This window comes from Marinobacter sp. NP-4(2019), assembly GCF_003994855.1.
In the GTDB taxonomy this organism is placed as follows: domain Bacteria; phylum Pseudomonadota; class Gammaproteobacteria; order Pseudomonadales; family Oleiphilaceae; genus Marinobacter.
Window position 1 is genome coordinate 1,849,416 of sequence record NZ_CP034142.1, and the last position, 21,174, is coordinate 1,870,589.

At 57.3% G+C, this 21,174-nt stretch carries 16 protein-coding genes and 1 tRNA gene; 12 read left to right on the plus strand and 5 right to left on the minus strand.

The genetic code is table 11. The features are described from left to right. The first annotated feature begins 13 nt into the window (after positions 1-13). The 8 genes from hisC to pyrF all read left to right on the plus strand — a co-directional run bounded on the left by hisC (position 14) and on the right by pyrF (position 8,584). Positions 14-1,138, plus strand: coding sequence for a histidinol-phosphate transaminase (gene hisC / locus EHN06_RS08430; RefSeq protein WP_127331925.1), 1,125 nt, complete (start codon positions 14-16; stop codon positions 1,136-1,138). Beyond that, positions 1,107-3,368, plus strand: coding sequence for a bifunctional prephenate dehydrogenase/3-phosphoshikimate 1-carboxyvinyltransferase (locus tag EHN06_RS08435; RefSeq protein ID WP_228257442.1), 2,262 nt, complete (start codon positions 1,107-1,109; stop codon positions 3,366-3,368). The genes hisC and EHN06_RS08435 overlap by 32 nt, the downstream gene beginning before the upstream one ends. After that, a complete protein-coding gene (gene cmk, locus EHN06_RS08440) occupies positions 3,368-4,048 on the plus strand; it encodes a (d)CMP kinase (RefSeq protein ID WP_127331929.1) in 681 nt (226 codons plus the stop codon). The genes EHN06_RS08435 and cmk overlap by 1 nt, the downstream gene beginning before the upstream one ends. Positions 4,049-4,177: 129 nt before the next feature. Next, on the plus strand, positions 4,178-5,869 hold the full coding sequence (gene rpsA / locus EHN06_RS08445) for a 30S ribosomal protein S1 (protein WP_127331931.1): 1,692 nt from the start codon (positions 4,178-4,180) through the stop codon (positions 5,867-5,869). 130 nt (positions 5,870-5,999) lie between these two features. Further along, a complete protein-coding gene (locus EHN06_RS08450) occupies positions 6,000-6,296 on the plus strand; it encodes an integration host factor subunit beta (RefSeq protein ID WP_012139425.1) in 297 nt (98 codons plus the stop codon). Positions 6,297-6,358: 62 nt separating this feature from the next. After that, the gene (locus tag EHN06_RS08455; RefSeq protein WP_127331933.1) at positions 6,359-6,661 is read left to right on the plus strand and encodes a LapA family protein; all 303 of its coding nucleotides are present in this window, start codon (positions 6,359-6,361) and stop codon (positions 6,659-6,661) included. After that, complete coding sequence (gene lapB / locus EHN06_RS08460) at positions 6,661-7,830, plus strand: lipopolysaccharide assembly protein LapB (RefSeq protein WP_127331935.1); 1,170 nt, start codon at positions 6,661-6,663, stop codon at positions 7,828-7,830. Before EHN06_RS08455 ends, lapB begins: the two co-directional genes overlap by 1 nt. 43 nt (positions 7,831-7,873) lie before the next feature. Then, positions 7,874-8,584, plus strand: a complete 711-nt coding sequence (pyrF, locus tag EHN06_RS08465; RefSeq protein ID WP_127331937.1) for an orotidine-5'-phosphate decarboxylase — start codon at positions 7,874-7,876, stop codon at positions 8,582-8,584. 676 nt (positions 8,585-9,260) lie between these two features. Here pyrF and EHN06_RS08470 read toward each other — a convergent pair. Both EHN06_RS08470 and EHN06_RS08475 read right to left on the minus strand, forming a co-directional pair. Continuing rightward, a tRNA-Asn gene (locus EHN06_RS08470) sits at positions 9,261-9,336 on the minus strand. 70 nt (positions 9,337-9,406) lie between these two features. Then, positions 9,407-10,591: a pyridoxal phosphate-dependent aminotransferase gene (locus EHN06_RS08475; RefSeq protein ID WP_127331939.1), complete on the minus strand. Its 1,185-nt coding sequence runs from the start codon at positions 10,589-10,591 to the stop codon at positions 9,407-9,409. 210 nt (positions 10,592-10,801) lie between these two features. On the opposite strand from EHN06_RS08475, the gene uvrB reads away from it, so the two are divergent. Further along, entirely contained in the window at positions 10,802-12,835 is a 2,034-nt protein-coding gene (gene uvrB / locus EHN06_RS08480; RefSeq protein ID WP_228257474.1) for an excinuclease ABC subunit UvrB, read from the plus strand. On the opposite strand, the gene rimI is transcribed toward uvrB, so the two are convergent. Continuing rightward, positions 12,798-13,952 (minus strand): ribosomal protein S18-alanine N-acetyltransferase, encoded by a 1,155-nt coding sequence (gene rimI / locus EHN06_RS08485; RefSeq protein ID WP_127331943.1) that lies wholly within the window; start codon positions 13,950-13,952, stop codon positions 12,798-12,800. The two genes, uvrB and rimI, sit on opposite strands and share 38 nt — an antisense overlap. Before the next feature lie 196 nt (positions 13,953-14,148). On the opposite strand from rimI, the gene EHN06_RS08490 reads away from it, so the two are divergent. Continuing rightward, the gene (locus tag EHN06_RS08490) at positions 14,149-15,648 is read left to right on the plus strand and encodes a RimK family protein (protein ID WP_127331945.1); all 1,500 of its coding nucleotides are present in this window, start codon (positions 14,149-14,151) and stop codon (positions 15,646-15,648) included. A 3-nt stretch (positions 15,649-15,651) separates the two neighbouring features. Here the strand turns inward: EHN06_RS08490 and EHN06_RS08495 are convergent, their stop codons facing one another. Then, the gene (locus EHN06_RS08495; RefSeq protein WP_127331947.1) at positions 15,652-16,812 is read right to left on the minus strand and encodes a cation diffusion facilitator family transporter; all 1,161 of its coding nucleotides are present in this window, start codon (positions 16,810-16,812) and stop codon (positions 15,652-15,654) included. 409 nt (positions 16,813-17,221) lie between these two features. Between EHN06_RS08495 and EHN06_RS08500 the strand changes: the two genes are divergently transcribed. Then, positions 17,222-18,241 (plus strand): quinone-dependent dihydroorotate dehydrogenase, encoded by a 1,020-nt coding sequence (locus tag EHN06_RS08500; RefSeq protein ID WP_127331949.1) that lies wholly within the window; start codon positions 17,222-17,224, stop codon positions 18,239-18,241. A gap of 210 nt (positions 18,242-18,451) precedes the next feature. On the opposite strand, the gene rmf is transcribed toward EHN06_RS08500, so the two are convergent. Continuing rightward, entirely contained in the window at positions 18,452-18,664 is a 213-nt protein-coding gene (gene rmf, locus EHN06_RS08505) for a ribosome modulation factor (protein WP_008172042.1), read from the minus strand. A gap of 334 nt (positions 18,665-18,998) precedes the next feature. Here rmf and rlmKL point away from each other — a divergent pair, with 334 nt between their 5' ends. Further along, positions 18,999-21,173, plus strand: a complete 2,175-nt coding sequence (gene rlmKL / locus EHN06_RS08510; protein WP_127331951.1) for a bifunctional 23S rRNA (guanine(2069)-N(7))-methyltransferase RlmK/23S rRNA (guanine(2445)-N(2))-methyltransferase RlmL — start codon at positions 18,999-19,001, stop codon at positions 21,171-21,173. The last annotated feature ends 1 nt before the right edge of the window (position 21,174 follow it).

Here is a 21,174-nt window from a genome sequence, read left to right on the forward strand (position 1 = left end):
TGAGGAAGGTGTGATGTCGATTGATTACCAGAGTCTGGCGGTCAGGGGAGTGCAGGCGCTTTCCCCCTATCAGCCCGGCAAACCCATCGATGAACTGGCTCGTGAGCTTGGCCTGGATCCCGCTGATATCATCAAGCTGGCCAGTAACGAGAACCCGCTTGGCCCCAGCGAAAAAGCGCTGGCTGCAGCCAGAGAAGCTCTCAGCGAGATGTGCCTGTATCCTGATGGTAACGGCTATGACCTCAAGCAGGCGTTGGCAGCCCGTTTCGACGTCGACCTGTCGCAGATTACCCTGGGCAATGGCTCCAATGATGTGCTGGAGGTGATTGCCCGCTGCTTTGCGGATGCCGAATCGGAGGTGGTTTTCTCCCAGTACGCATTTGCGGTTTATCCGCTGGTAACCCAGGCGATTGGTGCCAAGGGTGTGTCTGTTCCTGCGAAGGATTGGGGGCACGATCTGGACGCCATGGCGGCGGCAGTAACGGACCGCACAAAGCTGGTGTTTGTGGCCAACCCCAACAACCCGACGGGCACGGTACACGGCGCCGAGGCGATCCTGGCGTTCCTGGAAAAGATCCCTGAGCAGGTTGTAGTGGTGTTGGACGAGGCCTACTGCGAATACCTGCAGGGCGAGGGCTACGCTGACGGTGTCGAATTGCTGTCCCGGTTCCCGAATCTGATTGTTTGCCGCACTTTCTCCAAGGCCTGGGGGTTGGCGGCATTGCGGGTTGGTTACAGTATCAGTTCCCCTGAAATCGCGGATATCCTTAACCGGGTACGCCAGCCGTTCAATGTTGACACCATTGCGCTGGCTGCCGCGACAGCGGTTCTTGAGGACGAGGCCTACGTCCAGCGTTCCCGCGAGGTCAATGCCAGTGGCATGGCGCAGCTGGAAGCCGGCTTCCGCGAGCTTGGCCTGTCGTTTATTCCTTCTGCGGGAAACTTCATTGCGGTGGATGTTGGGGATGATGCCATGGGGGTTTACCAGTCGTTACTGGAGCAGGGGGTTATCGTGCGCCCGGTTGCCGGTTATGGCATGCCCCGGCACTTGCGGGTGTCCATCGGCCTCGAGCGGGAAAATGCAAAACTGTTGAAGACCCTGGCCAATGCTCTCGGCCAACCGGGGCAGGGGGCATAACGTGGCGACGACCAAGCCACTGTTCAACCGGGTTGCCGTTATCGGTCTGGGGTTGATTGGCGGTTCACTGGCGAAAGCCATGCGTGAAAACGGGCTGGCGGCCACTGTTGTCGGTACCGATAAGCGGGAGGATGAACTGTCACTGGGGGTGGAACTGGGTGTCATTGATCAGGCTGCGGGAACCATTGCCGAAGCGGTTGCCGGTTGTGAGTTGGTGGTCATTGCCGTTCCGGTTCGCGCAACCCGTGCGGTTCTGGAAGAATTGAAATCCCATTTGCCCGCTGACGCCATTCTTACCGACGTAGGCAGCACCAAGACCAGTTTTGTCGAGGATGTGCGGGCGGTGTTTGGTGACCTCTCTCCCAGAGTGATTCCCGGTCATCCAATCGCAGGGTCCGAAAAAAGCGGCATACGGGCGGCCAATTCCGGGATGTTCGCCAATCACAAGGTTATTCTTACCCCGCCGGATAACGTCAATGCCGGTGATCTGGCGCGTTTGAAATCATTGTGGGAAGGGTGTGGGGCGACCGTCCTGACCATGTCGGTGGCTTATCACGATGAAGTGCTGGCAGCCACCAGTCATCTGCCGCACCTGATCGCATTTTCGCTGGTGGACACCCTGGCCGGCGAAGATGAGAATCTGGATATTTTTCGTTACGCGGCGGGTGGTTTCCGTGATTTTACCCGCATTGCCGCCAGTGATCCGGTGATGTGGCACGACATCTTTCTCTCCAACAAGGATGCCGTGTTGCGGGTCATTGACCATTTTACGCACGATCTCGACCAGCTCCGCACCGCCATTGCCAACGGAGACGGTGCGACCATGCTCAGGGTTTTCAGTCGCGCCAAGGCGGCGCGGGAACATTTTTCGAAAATGCTTTCAGGACAGGCTTACGTGACAAACAACAGTCAGAAACAAGTAACGTTCCGTCTTCAGCCCGGTGGCAGTATTGCCGGTGATATCCGGGTGCCGGGGGACAAATCCATTTCCCATCGTTCCATCATGCTGGGCGCCCTGGCAGATGGGATTACCGAAGTGAAGGGCTTCCTTGAGGGAGAGGACAGCCTTGCGACCCTCCAGGCCTTCCGCGACATGGGAGTAACCATCGAAGGGCCGGATGAAGGGTTCGTGCGTATTCACGGAGTGGGTGTGAATGGTCTGCAGGCACCCCGTGGTCCGCTGTATCTGGGCAATTCCGGTACTGCCATGCGTTTGTTTTCAGGATTGCTGGCGGCGCAGCCGTTTGATTCCGAACTGACCGGCGACAGTAGCCTTTCCAAGCGACCGATGGGGCGTGTTGCCGATCCGCTCCGCGCCATGGGGGCGGTGATCGATACCGCCGATGGTGGTCGTCCACCGTTAAGGATTCGTGGTGGTCAGCCACTAACCGGTATTCATTACGAAATGCCGGTGGCGTCCGCCCAGGTCAAATCCTGCCTGTTGCTGGCGGGGCTGTATGCCGAAGGCGTTACTTCGGTCACCGAGCCGGCGCCGACCCGGGATCACACCGAGCGCATGCTGGCCGGATTTGGCTATCACGTGCACCGGGACGGCGCTACTGCCAGTGTTACTGGTGGCGGCACGCTGACAGCTGCCGCCATTGATGTGCCGGCTGATATTTCCTCGGCCGCTTTTTTCCTGGTGGCAGCCAGTATCGCCCCGGATTCCGAACTGATCTTACGGCACGTTGGTATGAACCCGACGCGGGTCGGGGTGATCAACATCCTGCGCAAGATGGGCGCCGATATTGAAGTATTGGAAGAGCGCGAGATCGGTGGTGAGCCAGTGGCTGACCTGAAAGTGCGCTCTGCCCGGCTCAAGGGTATTGATATCCCGGAAGATCAGGTGCCGCTGGCCATTGATGAGTTCCCGGTGCTGTTTATTGCCGCCGTCTGTGCGGAAGGTCGCACGGTCCTGCGTGGAGCGGAAGAGCTCCGGGTGAAGGAGAGCGACCGGATTCAGGTGATGGCGGATGGCCTGGCTGCACTGGGGGTTAAAACCACGGTAACACCCGATGGCATCGTCATCGACGGTGGTCAGCCGATCGGTGGGGGCAAGGTCGACAGTCACGGAGATCACCGTATTGCCATGTCTTTTGCTGTAGCATCGCTGCGGGCAACCGGAGACATTGAGGTGACTGATTGCGCCAATGTGGCGACTTCCTTCCCCGGATTTGTGGAGCTTGCCCGCCGCACCGGTATCCGGATCACCGCTGAAGGAGGGGAGTGATGTCCAGCACCAAGGCTCCGGTCATCACCATCGACGGTCCGGGAGGTTCCGGCAAGGGCACGGTTACCCAGATGCTCGCTCGCAAGCTGGGGTGGCACCTGCTGGATAGCGGAGCGCTGTATCGCCTGACGGCTCTGGCCGCCGTACGCCAGGGCGTTGATCTGAATGATGAAGCGGGTCTGGTGAAGGTGGCTGCCAGTCTGGATGTGGCCTTTGAGCCCACGGAGGCGGGGGAGCCAGTCAAGGTTATCCTGGCCGGAGAAGATGTGACCGCAGATATACGTACGGAGGCAGCCGGCGACAACGCCTCGAAGGTTGCGGTGATGCAACCGGTTCGTGATGCCCTGCTACAGCGGCAGCGGGACTTCCGCCGGGCTCCTGGTCTGGTGGCCGATGGCCGGGACATGGGCACGGTGGTATTTCCGGATGCCCCGGTCAAGATTTTCCTGACGGCCAGCGCCGAAGAACGAGCGAGACGGCGCTACAGCCAGTTGAAGGACGCAGGTGTCGATGTTAACATTGACGCCCTTTTAGAGGAGATACGGGTTCGTGATGAACGGGATATGAACCGTTCCGCAGCCCCTCTCAAACCCGCGGATGATGCGCAAGTCATTGATTCTACGGGGTTGAGTATAGAAGAGGTGTTGGGCAGGTGTATGGCCGCAGCAGGTCAGGCCTGACTACACCTTTTTGTCGTTGAAATGCCGGAAGTAGTGTTATCTGCCAGCCCCAGGCTGCTCCGGAACTTATTAACAGACCGTGTTGCTGGTAACACGGAGCACACTTGCGTTGATCGTATAGGACACATAATGAGCGAGAGCTTTGCGGATCTTTTTGAAGAAAGCCTGAAAGAAATTGACATGCAACCGGGTTCCATCGTCCAGGGAACCGTAGTTGACGTCGACAACGACTGGGTCACCGTTAACGCCGGACTGAAGTCCGAAGGCGTTATCCCCGCCTCCCAGTTTCTGAATGAAAAAGGCGAGTTGGAAGTTGCTATTGGCGACGTTGTCGATGTAGCTCTCGACGCGGTTGAAGACGGTTTCGGTGAAACCCGTCTGTCCCGCGAGAAGGCCAAGCGCGCTGAAGCCTGGAAGGTTCTCGAGAAGTCCTTCGAAGCTGAAGAAGTGGTCAAGGGTGTTATCAATGGCAAGGTCAAGGGTGGTTTCACCGTCGATCTGGCCGGCATCCGTGCCTTCCTGCCAGGCTCTCTGGTAGACGTTCGTCCGGTTCGCGACACTGCGCACCTGGAGAACAAGGAACTGGAATTCAAGGTTATCAAGCTGGACCAGAAGCGTAACAACGTGGTTGTTTCCCGCCGCGCCGTTCTGGAAGCTGAAAACAGCGCCGAGCGCGAAGCTCTGCTGGAAACCCTGACCGAAGGTCTGGAAATCAAGGGTATCGTCAAGAACCTGACCGACTACGGCGCGTTCGTGGATCTGGGCGGTGTTGACGGCCTGCTGCACATCACCGATATGGCCTGGAAGCGCATCAAGCATCCGAGCGAAATCGTGAATGTGGGCGACGAGATCAACGTCAAGGTACTGAAGTTTGACCGTGAGCGTAACCGTGTATCCCTGGGTCTGAAGCAACTGGGTGAAGATCCCTGGGTTGATATCAAGGGTCGCTATCCGGAAAACAGCAAGGTCAAGGCTCGTGTTACCAACCTGACCGACTACGGCTGTTTTGCCGAGCTGGAAGAAGGTGTTGAAGGTCTGGTTCACGTATCCGAAATGGATTGGACCAACAAGAACATCCATCCGTCCAAAGTTGTCCAGGTTGGCGACGAAGTAGACGTGATGATTCTGGATATCGACGAAGAGCGTCGTCGTATCTCCCTGGGTATCAAGCAGTGCGTGTCCAACCCGTGGGAAGACTTCTCCAGCAAGTTCAACAAGGGCGACCGTATCTCCGGCAAGATCAAGTCAATTACTGACTTTGGTATCTTCATCGGTCTGGACGGTGGCATCGACGGTCTGGTTCACCTGTCTGACATCAGCTGGAACGAGACTGGTGAAGAAGCCGTTCGTGAATACAAGAAAGGCGACGAAGTTGAAACCGTTATCCTGTCTGTTGACCCTGAGCGTGAGCGCATCTCCCTGGGCATCAAGCAGCTGGAAAGCGATCCGTTCGCCGAGTTTGTTCAGCTGAACGACAAGGGCTCCATCGTTAAGGGCACCGTATCCGCCGTTGACGCCAAGGCTGCCACTATCTCCCTGAACGACGAAGTTGAAGCTGTTCTGAAGGCTTCCGAAATCAGCCGTGACCGTGTTGAAGATGCACGCAATGCGCTGAAGGAAGGCGAAGAAGTTGAAGCGAAGATCATCAGCATCGATCGAAAGAACCGCATTATCAACCTGTCTGTGAAGTCCAAAGACGTTGAGGACGACAAGCAGGCGCTTGAGAATGTGCGCAGCAAGACCGCTGAAACTTCTGGTGCGACCACCATCGGTGATCTCATCAAGGAGCAGATGCAGCAGCAAAACGCCAACAAGGAATAAGTTTTTCCGGTTGGTATAAAAAAACGGGCTCTAAGAGCCCGTTTTTTTTGTGTTTTTTTCTGGTTTGGCTAAACTAGGGGCATGGAGCTGGTAACCGGCTATCCAATAATAAAGAAGAGGGAAGAGCCTCATGACGAAGTCCGAACTGGTTGAGCTGATTGCGTCCAAGCAAACACAGCTTTCTGTGAAAGATGTGGAACTGGCTGTAAAAACGATCATCGAACACATGTCTCAGTCGCTGTCCAACGGTCAGAGGATCGAGATTCGCGGATTTGGCAGTTTCTCCCTGCATCATCGTGCGGCCAGAACCGGCCGGAACCCGAAAACCGGCGAGGCCGTGCAGTTGCCCGCCAAGTTTGTGCCACATTTCAAGCCGGGCAAGGAATTGCGCGAGCAGGTTAACGACAGTCTGAAGAAAGGCTTCTGATCGCCTTTTGCAGAGAACGATACTGGCCGGGGCATACACCACCCTTGGGGAGCGATACATCGATGGCAGGATTGCAGAAAATTCTCATTGTTCTGTTGGTTTTGTTCCTGATTCTGGTGGCACTGGTCTTTTCTCTGAACAATCAGATGGCGGTTTCCCTGAATTTTCTGGTTTTTGAGACCCAGCCTCACGGTGTTGCTGTCTGGATTATCATGTCTTTTGTTGTTGGTGCACTGATTGGTGTTCTGATTACCATGCTGGCGACTTTCCGAACGTCCGTTTCCCGCCGAAACCTTGAGAAACGACTTGCTCGTACCGAGCAGGCATTGGAGAAATCCAGGGCCGAGAACGACCGGACTCTTTAATGGACATAGTGCTTCAATGGCTGCTTCTGACAATTGCTGTCGCGGCTGGTTGGTTTGCCGGGCGCCTTGGTAGCTCCAGGCGGCGTTCAAAGAAAGCCATATCCGATGAAGAGTCGGTACGTGACCGCCTTCAGTTTCTGTTTACCAACTATTCTGACCAGGCGGTGGAAAATTTTGTCCAGTCCCTGGCCGTAAACCGCGACACGGTCAGTCTGCACCTCTCCATCGGTGCCCATTTCCGCCATAAAGGTGAAACCGACAGGGCGATTCTGATTCACCAGAACCTGCTGGCCCGCCCCGAGCTCCCCACCCGTTTTTCCCCGCAAGTGACCTTGGAGCTTGCTCTGGATTACCTGAACGCCGGTCTTCTGGACAGGGCAGAAGCCTTGCTCCATGAGTTAATGGGAGATCGGGAGTATGGTCGAAAATCGGCTTTACAGCTGATTGAACTGTATCAGCAGGAAAAAGAATGGGAGAAGGCGGCCCAGGTTGCCAGGACCCTGACAAGTGGCCAGACTGATCCTGCGGTCCTGAAAACTCTGGCGTACATCACCTGTGAGCTTGCGGACGAAGCTCTCAAGAACGATGATCGCTGGGGAGCCCAGAAGCTGGCAAAGGAAGCGCTGGATTACGATCGGTCCTGCGTCCGTGCCACGTTTATCCTCATGAAATTGCAGGTGCGACAGGGCAGTTTCAAGGATGCTGCCAACCAGAGCCTCAAAGTATTTGATCAGAATCCGGAGTTTGGTTCCGAGGCAGTCGATCGTTTGATGAAGCTGGAGCATGAGCACGGTGATATCGGGCGTCTGGTGAAAAAACTCCGCAAGCTCTATGAGACCTGGCCAAGCACTAGCCTTCTGCTGGCGCTGGTGGAATCGGTGGAGCGCGCGTCTGGCCGACCCGCCGCCATCGATTTGTTACGCCTGGAGCTGGAAGTTCGGCCCAGTGTCCGGGGCTTGTTGCGGCTGGTGGAGCTGGCCGGCTACGAGAAAGGCATGACCACCGACGAAGGCCGCCTCGTCAGTCGTATTGGCCATCTGATTCTGGCTAACCGACCGGTTTACCGATGTGTCAACTGCGGTTTCTCAGGCCGTCAGCTGCACTGGCTGTGTCCCAGCTGCAAACAATGGGAAACCGTACGCCCGATTCAGGGCGTGGAAGCGGAATAGCTCTCTTTACCTTATTTAACCCGATCACCCGCAGGACCTGACCGTGAAAACCAACAACGACCCGAAGATCATCGTCGCCCTCGATTTCCCTTCAGAAAACCCGGCGCTGGCGCTGGTTGATCAACTGGACCCCGCCAAGTGTCGCCTGAAAGTCGGCAAGGAGCTCTTCACCCGCTCCGGCCCGGCGCTGGTTCGCAGTCTTCAGGACCGCGGTTTCGATGTGTTCCTGGACCTCAAATTCCATGACATCCCCAACACCACCTCCGCAGCAGTCGCGGCTGCGGCTGACCTCGGCGTATGGATGGTGAACGTTCACGCCTCCGGCGGCGAAAACATGATGGTCGCCTGCCGCGAACGCCTGGAAGCCTTCGGTGCGGATCGTCCACTGCTGATCGCCGTCACCGTGCTCACCAGCATGTCCGCCAACGATCTGGCGGGCATCGGCATCACCGAAAGCCCGGAGGCCCACGTCTCCCGCCTGGCCACTCTCACCAGAAACTGCGGCCTCGACGGCGTCGTCTGCTCCGCCCAGGAGGCCCCGAAGCTGAAAGTCGAGCAGGGCGCCGACTTCAAACTGATCACCCCGGGTATTCGCCCCCTGTCCGCCGCTAAAGGCGACCAGCAACGCATCATGACCCCCACGGATGCCCTCATGGCCGGGTCCGATTACCTGGTTATTGGGCGTCCGATTACCCAGGCGGCTGATCCTCTGGCGGCGTTGGAGGCTATTCACTCTGAGGTGATTGGGCTCTAGCCTGGTTCTCGACGTTTGCTCCGCTCCCAGCCTTCTGGTTTGGCGGGAGTGGCGTGGAGAGGTCTCCCTCCCAAAAACCGCTACAAGCACGTCCGTGTGCGCTTCTCTCCGGCCATCCATGGCCTCCGAAATTTTTGGGAGGGAGACCTCTCCACGCCATTTCGACCGTGTTGCGATAGTCATTGTTAAGCAATTTCGAGTGATTCATGGCGGATAACGGATGTAGGCCGGATTAGCGAAGCGTAATCCGACAAGGTATTTTGCACAAAGCACGCGGGCTTGATTGTTGGATTACGCTTCGCTAATCCAACCTACGAGTGCTGACGCTTCGCTAATTGGACAAAATGTTTAACGCCGAATATGCGACCAAAATTGTCGGATTACGGCTGCGCCTAATTCGACCTACGCTTTGGCGTTTGTGAGATATATCTGAAAGGTTCTGATAGGGGCGGTGGGAGCCTTCTCCCAAAAATTTCGGAGGCCATGGATGGCCGGAGAGAAGCGCACATGGATGTGCTCGTAGCGGTTTTTGGGAGAAGGCTCCCACCGCCCCTTACACCGAAAGCAAGCAGGCTAGGGCAGGAGCAAACCGGCAATTGCCAAAGTTAGCAGGAAAACGCAAAGCCAAAAACGAAAAAACCCGCTAACTCAGAGAATTAGCGGGCTTTCGGAATAGTGGCTCCCCGAGCTGGGCTCGAACCAGCGACAAACGGATTAACAGTCCGTTGCTCTACCAACTGAGCTATCGGGGAACGTCGTCATGTGACGAGGCGCGTATATTAAGGTGGCTATACCGCCCCGTCAACCCCTGGCCAAAACTTTTTAGCCGAGGGCTTTCTGCAGCCGCTCGATGGCCTTTTTCAGGTTATCCATGCTGGTTGCAAAGCTCAGACGCATGTGGCCTGGAGAGCCAAACGCCGAGCCTGGAACCAGGGCCACGCCCGCTTCGGTCAGCAGCTTCTCGGCAAACTCCACGTCGTTGCTGACGCTGCTGTCGGCATCAATCGCACCCTGGAAGCTCGGGAACACATAGAAGGTTCCGTCGCCGTTCAGGCATTCTACGCCCGGCAGCTTGTTCAGGGCCTCTACCAGCCAGTCGTGGCGTTCCTTGAACGCCGTGACCATCTCGCTCACACAATCCTGCGGACCATCCAGGGCAGCCTGGGCGGCGGCCTGGGAGATGGACGCCGGGTTGGAGGTGCTCTGGGACTGGATCTTCTTCATGGCGCCGATGATTTTTGCCGGGCCAGCGGCGTAGCCGATACGCCAGCCAGTCATGGAGTAGGCCTTGGACACGCCGTTCAGTACAAACGTGCGGTCGTACAGCTCCGGTGTGGCGTTCAGGATGTTGCAGAACGGCTTGCCTGTCCACAGGATCGGCTCGTACATGTCGTCAGTGGCGATCATGATCTGTGGGTGCTTTTTCAGCACTTCGCCAATAGCCTGCAGCTCTTCCAGGGTGTAGGCCATGCCGCTGGGGTTGGACGGGCTGTTGATCACAAACAGGCGGGTACGCTCGGTGATGGCGTTTTCCAGCTGTTCCGGGGTGATCTTGAAGCGAGTGTCCGCGGTGGTATCAATGATGACCGGTTGGCCTTCGGCGACCAGTACCATATCCGGATAGGACACCCAGTAAGGCGCCGGGATGATGGCTTCATCGCCAGGGTTCAAGGTGGCCAGGGCGAGGTTGAAAAAGCTCTGTTTGCCACCACTGCTTACCAAGATCTGGTTGGCTTCGTATTCCAGGCCGTTGTCCCGTTTGAACTTCGCAATGATCGCCTTTTTCAGCGCGGGCGTACCATCCACGGCAGTGTACTTGGTCTGGCCGTTTTTAATGGCCTCCATGGCTGCCTGTTTGATGTGTTCAGGGGTGTCGAAGTCCGGCTCGCCGGCACCGAGGCCGATGATGTCCTGGCCAGCAGCGCGTAATTCGGCTGCTTTGTTGGTGACAGCGAGGGTGGGAGAGGGCTTGATTGCCTGTACTCGGCTGGAAAGTTGAAGGTCCAAACTTGCGCTCCTTAAAGCTGCGTTCGATAGGGCTGCGACTCGCCGGCATCCCATTGTTCCGGTTAATTCACGGGCGGTCGTAGATCGGAGTGATGGTACCATGAAGCCAGCGTGACGATAAATTTCTCTGTAGTATGCAGCTATAGAATATTCGAACCATTCAGCGGAGGTTGTCTGCCAATTATGGCCACTTCAGAAACCGGCGCCCTCATGAAAGACGGGGCGTTCAAGGTCGATTCACCATTCCAGCCCGCCGGGGACCAGCCCAAGGCTATTGAAGGGCTGGTGGATGGTATTCAATCGGGTCTGGCGCACCAGACGCTGCTGGGGGTGACCGGCTCGGGCAAGACGTTCAGCATTGCCAATGTGATCCAGCAGGTTCAACGACCGACCATCATCATGGCTCACAACAAGACTCTGGCGGCGCAGCTGTATGGGGAGTTCCGGGAGTTCTTTCCGGACAATGCCGTTGAGTACTTCGTTTCCTATTACGACTACTATCAGCCGGAAGCCTATGTGCCTTCCTCGGACACCTTTATCGAAAAGGATGCGTCCATCAACGAGCACATCGAGCAGATGAGGCTGTCGGCGACCAAGGCCTTGCTGGAGCGGCCGGACGCGATCATTGTGGCCACGGTCTCCTCGATTTACGGCCTGGGCGATCCGCAGTCCTACCTGAAAATGATGTTGCACCTGGACCGCGGCGACCAGATCGATCAGCGCGATATTCTACGCCGGCTGGCCGAGCTGCAGTACACCCGGAATGATGTCGAGTTCCACCGGGCCAATTACCGGGTCAGGGGCGATGTCATCGATGTGTTCCCGGCGGAATCGGAGAAAGAGGCCATTCGGATCGAGTTGTTCGATGACGAGGTGGAAAACCTGAGCTATTTCGATCCGCTCACCGGTGAGGTGCTGCGGCGGGTGCCCCGGGTCACGATCTATCCCAAGTCCCACTATGTCACCCCGAGGCAGACTGTGCTGGATGCGGTCGAGCGTATCAAGGTGGAGCTGGACGAACGGCTGCAGCAGTTGCGGGACAATAACCGGTTGGTGGAAGCCCAACGTCTGGAAGAGCGCACCCGCTACGACATCGAGATGATGATGGAGCTGGGCTACTGCAACGGCATCGAGAACTACTCCCGCTATCTCTCTGGCCGCCGTCCCGGTGAGGCGCCGCCCACGCTGTTCGATTACCTGCCGCCCAACGCCTTGCTGGTGGTGGACGAGTCTCACGTTACCATTCCCCAGATCGGCGCCATGTACAAGGGCGACCGGTCCCGCAAGGAAACCCTGGTGGAGTACGGTTTCCGCTTGCCGTCAGCCTTGGACAACCGGCCCATGCGGTTCGATGAATGGGAGCGGATTGCGCCCCAGATGATCTTCGTTTCCGCTACTCCAGGCAACTATGAGGCCGAACACGCGGGCCAGGTGGTTGAGCAGGTGGTGCGGCCGACCGGACTGTTGGACCCGGAGATTGAAGTTCGTCCTGCGTCCACCCAGGTGGACGATCTGTTGTCGGAAATCCGCGCCCGTACAGCTGTGAATGAGCGAGTGCTGGTCACCACCCTGACCAAACGCATGGCGGAGGATCTAACGGACTTCCTGATGGAGCACGATATCCGTGTTCGTTACCTGCACTCGGACATCGATACGGTTGAGCGGGTGGAAATCATTCGCGACCTGCGCCGGGGTGAGTTTGACGTGCTGGTGGGCATCAACCTGCTGAGGGAAGGTCTGGACATGCCAGAGGTATCCCTGGTGGCGATCCTGGACGCCGACAAGGAAGGTTTCCTGCGGTCCGAACGCTCACTGATCCAGACCATTGGCCGTGCTGCGCGGAACGTGCATGGCAAGGCGATTCTTTACGGCGACCGCATTACCGGTTCCATGCAGCGGGCCATTGACGAGACCGAGCGCCGGCGCGCCAAACAGGAAGCCCACAACCTGGAACAGGGCATTACGCCCCAGGGTCTGAACAAGAAGATTGCCGATATCATGGAGGGCGCTGGTGGTGGCGGTCGCGGTCGCCGCAGGGCCGAACGGCCCGGTGAGAAAGCGGCGGAAGAAGCCGAGAAGTACCGCGCCAGGACCGGTAACAAGTCGCCTCAGGAAGTGCTCAAGGAAGTGGCGCGTCTGGAGGACGAAATGTACAAGGCGGCTTCGGAGCTGGATTTCGAGACCGCCGCCCGACTGCGGGACGATATTACCGAGCTGAAAGAGGCCGCGCTGCGGACCGGGTAGCGTCCTGTCGTTTCGGACCGACAATGACGGCCGCCTGCAACGGCTGCTGGCTACCGTAGCGGGACATCTTGTCAAAGACCCGGCGATCGATGGGCAGGTACTGTTTGTCCGCCACAGTTTCACCGGCTTCGACATCGATTTCCGGATCGTGGATGTACACGAACTGGTCATCGATGGCGCAGACCGTGACCCAGTGGGGAACACGGCTGCGGTTCAATTGCCAGGTGCTGATCAGGATGACCGGGACGCGCCCCTCCTGCAGGGCTGTTTCCATGCCCGCCAGTGTCAGCGGGTCATGGTGAAGCTGGATGCCGGTCTGGCCGATGTCATGCAAAAAGCCCTCGTGCACCAATTCCAGTACCCGTTTCTTGTCGTCGTTCCTCACCGTGTCCTTGAACAACGCTCCTTCCTTGCTGATCCAGGCACTGGCGTGAAATCCCCGGTTCCAGGCTGACAGCGCCAGGCCGTGGGGGCCACAGCCGCCGTGGCCGGCCAGCATGAAAATAGTGGTGGCTTCGCGCCACAGTTTCAGTTCTTCCAGGGTGGTCACCGGCTGGTGATCGTCCAGGGTTGCCATGGCCATGATCAATGCCGCCGGACCACAGGAAAACTCAGTGGTCTGCGGGTAATAGGGGACTTTCGGAAACTTGCGGGACGGTTCATAGAACAGGATGCGCCGCTCGAAACGCAGGGCATCGCCGTGGTCTTCATAGTAGTCCCGGTAAGTCCCGAACTGACGATACCCCAGACGTTTGTAGAGGTTGATGGCGGCGTCGTTGTCCTCGCGCACTTCCAGGCGCATCACGATGCGATCCGCCTCAACCGCCTCTCTCTCAGCTTCCCGCACCAGCTTTTCACCAAGGCCCCGCCCCCGGGCCACCGGGGAGACGGCAATGGAATAGATGCGTGCAAGCCGGGTGGCCGCGTTCATCAGCACCAGGCAGTAGCCAACCAGTCCACCATCAAGCTCGGCAACAATCAGCCGGTCCCGGGGCATCTCCAGGAAACGCCGGAAACTCCGCCGGGAGAGGCGGTCATCGCGGAAACATCGGTGTTCCAGCTGTATCAAGGCATCCAGGTCATCGCTGGTGGCCTGGCGTAGGATCGGATCGGACATAAGCGTGGTGCTCTGGTACATCGTGGCCGGGTGTGCTCGTGTGCTTCCCGTATCAGGCTATTATGGTAGAGAGTCCGGTAACCGCAAATACTGTAGCCATGCGTAAAAGCACGCATCCTGAAAGGATTGTGCGGGTGTGGGGGCAGGCGTATTGTTGCCGAAATTCTGTCTGGCCTTACCTTCAGGGAGGAATGCCATGTCCCGTTTGCTCATCGTTGTGGATCGCGCCAAAGACTGGGCTCCGTATTACCCCAGTGAGGACGTTCTCACCTTTGACCAGTACCTGCAGTTCTCGGCACCGGCCTCCAGCCGTGTGCGGGTGATCAATTTGTGTCAAAGCGCAAAATATCTGAGCCGGGGCTATTACTGTTCGTTACTGGCGGAAGCCCGTGGTCACCACGTCGTACCGTCGGTGATGACCCTGAACGACCTGAGCCGCAAGGGGCTGTTTTCCCTGGAACTGGAGGAACTGGACGCGAGTGTCATTACCTGGTTGGAGGCGGCCGGTTCCGAGATTGATCCGGCCAGCGACGAACGCCACGCCACGCATGAAGTGCGTATCCGCACCTACTTTGGCCAGGCCGAACACGCGGACCTGAAACCGGTGGCACGTGCCCTGTTCGAGCGTTTTCCGTGCCCGATCCTGGAGATCGTCTTCAAGCGTCGTAAAGCATGGCAGATCGAATCCATGAAGCCGGCGGCACCGGCGGACCTGAATGAAAAAGAGCAGGACGTTTTCGCGGCGGCGTTCGACCGCTTCAGCAGCATGGTCTGGCGTAAGCCCAGGACACGCCGGCGCTATCGTTTTGACCTGGCGGTACTGGTTAACCCGGAAGAGGAAATGCCCCCCAGCGACAAGGTGGCACTCAGCCGTTTCGAGAAGGCCGGTCGCAAGCTCGGCATCAATGTGGAACAGATCACCCGCCGCGAGTACATGCGCCTGCCGGAATACGATGGTCTGTTCATCCGGGAAACCACGGCCATCGACCACCATACCTACCGCTTCGCCCGCAAGGCGGAAGCCGAGGGCATGGTGGTGATTGATGACCCGGTGTCGATCCTGCGTTGTACCAACAAGGTGTTCCTGGCGGATCTGCTGAAGAACAATAAGGTGCCGACCCCCAAGACCCTGATTCTGTCGAAGGACCAGAAAGACGGTGTGGAGCAGGTGATCCGCGAGCTCGGATTTCCGGCCGTGATCAAGATCCCCGACGGAGCTTTCTCCCGAGGGGTGACCAAGGCAGAAGACGAAAAATCCCTGAAGGCGGGGCTGAAGGAACTCTTCAAGCAGTCGGCCCTGGTCTTGGCTCAAGAGTATCTGTACACCGATTACGACTGGCGTATCGGCGTGCTGGGCGGTCGTGCCATTTACGCCTGCAAGTACTACATGGTGAAAGGCCACTGGCAGATTTATCAACACGGCGGTGCCGAAGTGGACAGCGGCGGATTCGAGACCATGCCGACCTATGAGGTACCACGAAATGTCATTCAGGCTGCCCTGAACGCCACGCGGTTGATCGGCAACGGCCTCTATGGCGTCGATATCAAGCAGTCCGGGAACCGGGTCGCGGTTATCGAAGTCAACGACAATCCCAGCATCGATGCGGGGGTAGAGGACCGCTTTCTGGGGGGCGAGCTCTACACACTGATCATGCAGGAGTTCCTGTCCCGAATGGAGGATAACCGGCGCCGTTAACCGTTAATGGGCGCCGTACCAGATGCGCAGACTGCCAAACCAGGGGTAGTCGGACAGCTGCCTGCTGATCTCACTGATTTTAAGCATTGGGGCATGCTCCGGGGTGTCGAAAAACAGTTCCATGTGCACCTTATTCTTCAGATAATGCAGGCGAAGCCGGGTGTGGGACGGCAGTTCCCCCATGTGTCTGGTGAGAACGTCCAGGATCTCTTCTCTGGAAGGGAGTCGTTCCGAGGTGGGCAAGTGGTCCTCGTCGTTCTCGGCATCAATGTGGAAATTGATATCCCGAATGTTCCCGAGCGCGTCTCGCATATTGGACACCACCTGCATGCCAATCTGATGCCCTTCGGACACACTGATCTCCGGACGCACCACCAAATGGACATCCAGCAGAATGTCATGCCCCATGCGGCGGCTGCGGAGTTCGTGCACGTTGCGCACACCATCGGTGTCTCGGGCAATGGTCCTCAGCATCCTGGTGTCCTCCACTGACAGTCCGGTATCGACCAGTTCCTTGACGCTGTCCCAGGTGAATTTCCAGCCGATGTGAATAACGATGCCGGCAATGACCACAGCGGCCAGAATGTCCAGCCAGATAAAGCCGATCATTGCCCCAATGGTGGAAAACAGGACGATAACCGAGGAAAGCGCGTCTGTGCGACTGTGCCAGGCGTTGGCGATGATCAGGTCCGACCGGATCGCCTGGCCCACACGCCGGGTGTAGTGATAAATCCACTCCTTGCCAGCGACCGAGAATGCTGCTGCAACCAGTACCGGCCATTCAGGCACTTGGTCGGCTCCACCGGTAATCAGCCGCAGAATGTTGTCCCAGGCGAGAATGGCGCCGACGGCGATCAGAATGCTGCCCAGGGCCAGGGTGCCAATGGTTTCAATGCGCTGGTGGCCATATGGATGGTTCTGATCCGGCGCCTGGCGGGATACCCGCATGACTCCGAGGACGACTAAATCCGAAGCGACATCACTGAATGAGTGAATGCCATCGACAATCAGGGCCTGGGAATGAAAAAGAGCGCCGGCAATGACTTTAATGAAACCGAGCACCGCATCCAGAATCATACCGATGACTGTGACGCGCGAAGCGGCATGTCGTTCAGCGTCAAGATCGGGGCTGTAATGAACAGACGCTTTCTGAAATTGGGACATTCGGTGCAATCTCCGGAAAGTTATGGAGTCATTATAGCGGTCTTGGGGCACTTTCCGTGAAGAAGGGTGAAAACGGTACCTCTGTACGATTTATGCACATGATGACAAAACGGTGAACCTGTAACGTTTTTGTACTCGCGTGCTGGCCTGTAATGCAAAATCGCCGCAACTTGTTGATAGTAAAGGTTAAAATAACTGATCAAAAAGTGATCAATCTGTAGGCTGGCGCAGTTATCAAGGGGTGGGAACCGTTGCCCATCGATTTTCAACAGGTTTATCCACAGAAACCGTGGAAAAGCTTACCAGACGTCCACGTTACAGGCATTTACGGGGGAAATAAGTAAGTTGGAAGATGCTGTGGAAAACTTCCGGTATACTCCGCCTCACCCAAACGCAAGGAGTTTTTTTGATGTACGGTGCTATTCGCAATCTGTTATTCCGGTTGCCTCCGGAACAGGCCCACAACTTTGCACTTTCCGGATTGGACCTGGCTGACCGTTTTGGATTGCTGAAGCTATTGGTGCCGAAGCTTGATGCATGCCCGGTGAATGTTATGGGGCTGGAGTTTCCCAATCCGGTGGGGTTGGCTGCCGGTCTCGACAAGAATGCCGACCATATGGATGCCCTTGGCGCCCTGGGCTTTGGATTTATCGAAGTAGGAACAGTGACGCCGCTGGCTCAACCGGGCAACCCGAAGCCGCGCATGTTCCGGTTGCCAGAACACCAGGCCATTATCAATCGCATGGGCTTCAACAACGAAGGCCTTGAGCACATGCTGGCCAGAATAGACAAGCGTCGGTATCGGGGCATTCTCGGAATCAATGTGGGCAAGAACAAGGACACGCCCAACGACGAGTCCGAATCCGACTACCGCAAGGGCATTTCCGCTGTCTATTCCCGGGCCGATTACATCACCGTGAATGTGTCATCGCCGAACACGCCGGGCCTGCGTGACCTTCAATTCGGAGACTCCCTGAAGCGCCTGCTGGACGCGATCAAGGACGAACAGGGCAAATGCGTTGCCAGCACCGAACGCTACGTCCCCATCGCGGTCAAGATTGCACCGGATATGGACGACGAGGGCATCCGCTTTGTAGCAGCCGCGTTGCGAAACTCCGGGCTGGATGGTGTTATCGCCACCAATACCACCATTAGCCGTGATGCGGTCCAGGGGCACCCCTATGCAGGCGAGGCTGGTGGGCTGAGTGGGGCACCCGTGCGTGCACCTTCCCTAAGGGTGATAAAGGGGTTATACGCGGAACTGGGTGAGGAACTGCCTATTATTGGCGTAGGCGGCATTACAGATGGCGAGAGTGCGGCGGAGAAGATACGGGCCGGAGCAAAACTGGTGCAGATATATACCGGGTTTATCTACCGGGGGCCGGCATTAATCAAAGAGGCGGTCGAGGCGATTCGCAAACTGCAGTAAGTCGGTGATTCCTGGGAGGGGATAAAGGCGCAGGCTTTTTACGGGCCCAGAATGAAGGTGGGCCCGCTGAGCGGGCCCTTGCGGGGAATAAACCCCGTGGCGCTTCTTCGCATGATACGGGTCGGGAGGACCCGTTTGGGTTATTTAAGGTGTTGCGTCAAATTGTAAGTGTTGAAAGATCAGATTAAAGATCGGGGTTTATGGACTGTGTCACGCGGTGGTGACATTTGCGAGCTTATGGATGCCGGATACACCGGTCATGCCCTCCCATTGATCTGTGCGGCCTTCTCGCCACCCGTTTAACCATTCCTGGCGAACTTCCGCCTGCTCTATCGGGCAACTGTCTTTGGATTTACCGGACACACCGGCCAGATAACCCCGTTTAAATGCACGAGCGTACATATCTCTTTTCTGTCTTTTCATGCCGTTCCTCACTGATGGATTAACAGAACAAGCGTGTACACTTCTGCTGTAGCCCTGACAAACGGTTGCCCCCGGAAATAAACCAGACGGGGTAACTCACTATTGCCAGTTCCGGCCAGAGCAGTCAGGATCCTGTTAACGGAGAAGCTCGTAAGCTCTCCCGAACGACGCGTCTCATACAAGGTAAGTCGAACATCGCGCCGATGTACACTATTTATTTCATCTATATGAAGCTTCTCTTATAGTTGTGTGACATAACGAAAGTGTGTTGGTCCAGAGAAAATGCGCCATTTCCATGCAGTTAGCCGAATACCGAAACCCCCGGGAGTAGAACTTGTCTGATTCTGTCTTTTTTGTAACCTGCCCAAAAGGCGTCGAATACCTTCTGGCGGATGAACTTCGCACCTTCGGTATGGAACCGGTGCGGAATGCGCCTGCGGGCGTATGGGGAGAAGGGCCCTTGGAAAGCGGTTACCGGGCGTGTCTCTGGTCACGGCTAGCGAACCGGGTGATCCTGCACATCGACGAAGTCAGCGCCACCAGCGGCGATGAGCTCTATGATGGCGTGGTGCACCTTGACTGGCAGCAGCACATTCCAGCCAATGGCAGTTTCCGTGTAATGTTTCTGGGCCAGAACGAGGCCATTCGAAACACCCAGTATGGTGCTCAACGGGTTAAGGACGGCATCGTTGATCGCATGCGTTCGAGCAGCGGACAGCGTCCCTCGGTAGATGCAAAAACACCGGATGTCACTATTTCCGCACGCCTGAATCGTGGTCGCCTGTCTCTGGGGCTGGATCTCAGTGGCCACAGCCTCCATATGCGTGGCTACCGTACCGAGAAGGGCGTTGCCCCGCTCAAGGAAAACCTGGCGGCGGCACTACTGTTGCGTGCAGGCTGGCCGGAGTTGGCCAGGTCCGGTGGCGATTTTATCGATCCTATGTGTGGCTCCGGCACGCTGGCGATCGAGGCTGCCTTGATGGCGCTTGATATTGCGCCCGGCCGAAACACCGACCGCTTTGGTTTTGAAACGTGGCCCGGGCACCAGCCGGAGTTGTGGTTGCAGTTGCGCCAGGAAGCCGAACGCCGAGCCTACGAAGGCAAGCAGGGCGAGTTGCCGCGTATTGCCGGCTACGATCAGGACAGCAGAGTGATTGCCACCGCCTGGAAAAATATCCAGCGTGCGGGCCTGGAAGGCCTGGTTCATGTGGAATGCCGCGCGGTCGAAGCCTTTGCCCTTGACGGCGAATGGGCTGAGCAGGGGCTGGTACTGACCAATCCTCCTTACGGTGAGCGTTTGAGTGAGCGCAAGGAGCTGGGCGGGCTGTATCGTTCCCTGGGAGAGGCCGTGAAGGCGGCGGTTCCGGGCTGGCGTCTGGGGGTGTTTACCGGTGCCCCGGAATTCGGGAAATCCATTGGGCTGCGCAGCTACAAGCAGTACAAACTGTTCAACGGCAAGCTACCGGCCCAGCTACTGTTGTTCTCGGTGGATGACGTCAGCGCCATGACGCCCCGGGAGCCGGGTATACCCGGAGAGGTTCAGCCCCGTATTGCCAATGAAGAGCGTGCGGCGATGTTGCGCAACCGGCTGAAGAAGAACATGAAGACCATTGGCCAGTGGGCCCGCAAGCAGGGCATTGAATGCTACCGGCTGTATGATGCCGATATGCCCGAGTTTTCGCTGGCAATCGATATCTACGATGGGCTGGTTCATGTACAGGAGTACGCCGCGCCCAAATCGGTGGATGAGCGTGCCGCACGTGAGCGGCTGGCGGAAGCGCTGGCGGTCATTCCTGAAGCTCTCGGTATCGAACGGGAGGATATGGTCTGCAAGCAACGCCAACGGCAAACCGGTACGTCGCAATATGAAAAACAGGCGGCAAGTGGTGAATTTTTCAATGTTCACGAACATGGCTGTGCGCTGAAGGTAAACCTCAAGGATTATCTGGATACCGGTCTGTTCCTTGATCACCGTCCGGTGCGGTACTGGATTCAGCAGCATGCCTCGGGCAAGCGGTTTCTGAACCTGTTTTGTTACACCGGGGCGGCGACGGTGCACGCCGCCGTGGGGGGCGCCAGTCGGTCCCTGAGCCTGGATATGTCGAAGACCTATGCGAACTGGGCCCAGGACAATCTGGCGCTGAATCGGGTGGATGCCCGCCATCACAAGGTGGAGCAGGCGGATTGTCTGGCCTGGCTGGCAGCGAAGCCGACGCCGGATCAGCGGTTCGATCTGATTTTCATGGACCCGCCGACGTTTTCCAATTCCGCCCGTATGGCCGGCGTGCTGGATATCCAGAAGGATCACGGCAAGCTGGTGCGTCAGGCGATGCAGCGGCTGACGTCGGAGGGGCTGCTGATTTTCTCCAACAATTTCCGGCGCTTCAAGCTGGATGAGACGCTGGAGCAGGAGTTCGCCGTCGAGGAAGTGTCACGGGATACCATCGACAAGGACTTCCAGCGCAATGCGCGGATTCACCGGTGCTGGCATATTCGCCACCGGATCTGAA

Excerpts from the sequence above, each read along its gene's own strand:
- uvrB (WP_228257474.1), top strand. The coding sequence starts at position 10,802 with ATGAAAGACGGGGCGTTCAAGGTCGATTCACCATTCCAGCCCGCCGGG.
- rpsA (WP_127331931.1), top strand. The coding sequence starts at position 4,178 with ATGAGCGAGAGCTTTGCGGATCTTTTTGAAGAAAGCCTGAAAGAAATT.
- EHN06_RS08495 (WP_127331947.1), bottom strand. The coding sequence starts at position 16,812 with ATGTCCCAATTTCAGAAAGCGTCTGTTCATTACAGCCCCGATCTTGAC.
- hisC (WP_127331925.1), top strand. The coding sequence starts at position 14 with ATGTCGATTGATTACCAGAGTCTGGCGGTCAGGGGAGTGCAGGCGCTT.
- cmk (WP_127331929.1), top strand. The coding sequence starts at position 3,368 with ATGTCCAGCACCAAGGCTCCGGTCATCACCATCGACGGTCCGGGAGGT.
- rmf (WP_008172042.1), bottom strand. The coding sequence starts at position 18,664 with ATGAAAAGACAGAAAAGAGATATGTACGCTCGTGCATTTAAACGGGGT.
- EHN06_RS08450 (WP_012139425.1), top strand. The coding sequence starts at position 6,000 with ATGACGAAGTCCGAACTGGTTGAGCTGATTGCGTCCAAGCAAACACAG.
- EHN06_RS08500 (WP_127331949.1), top strand. The coding sequence starts at position 17,222 with ATGTACGGTGCTATTCGCAATCTGTTATTCCGGTTGCCTCCGGAACAG.
- EHN06_RS08455 (WP_127331933.1), top strand. The coding sequence starts at position 6,359 with ATGGCAGGATTGCAGAAAATTCTCATTGTTCTGTTGGTTTTGTTCCTG.
- EHN06_RS08435 (WP_228257442.1), top strand. The coding sequence starts at position 1,107 with ATGCTCTCGGCCAACCGGGGCAGGGGGCATAACGTGGCGACGACCAAG.
- rimI (WP_127331943.1), bottom strand. The coding sequence starts at position 13,952 with ATGTCCGATCCGATCCTACGCCAGGCCACCAGCGATGACCTGGATGCC.
- EHN06_RS08490 (WP_127331945.1), top strand. The coding sequence starts at position 14,149 with ATGTCCCGTTTGCTCATCGTTGTGGATCGCGCCAAAGACTGGGCTCCG.
- lapB (WP_127331935.1), top strand. The coding sequence starts at position 6,661 with ATGGACATAGTGCTTCAATGGCTGCTTCTGACAATTGCTGTCGCGGCT.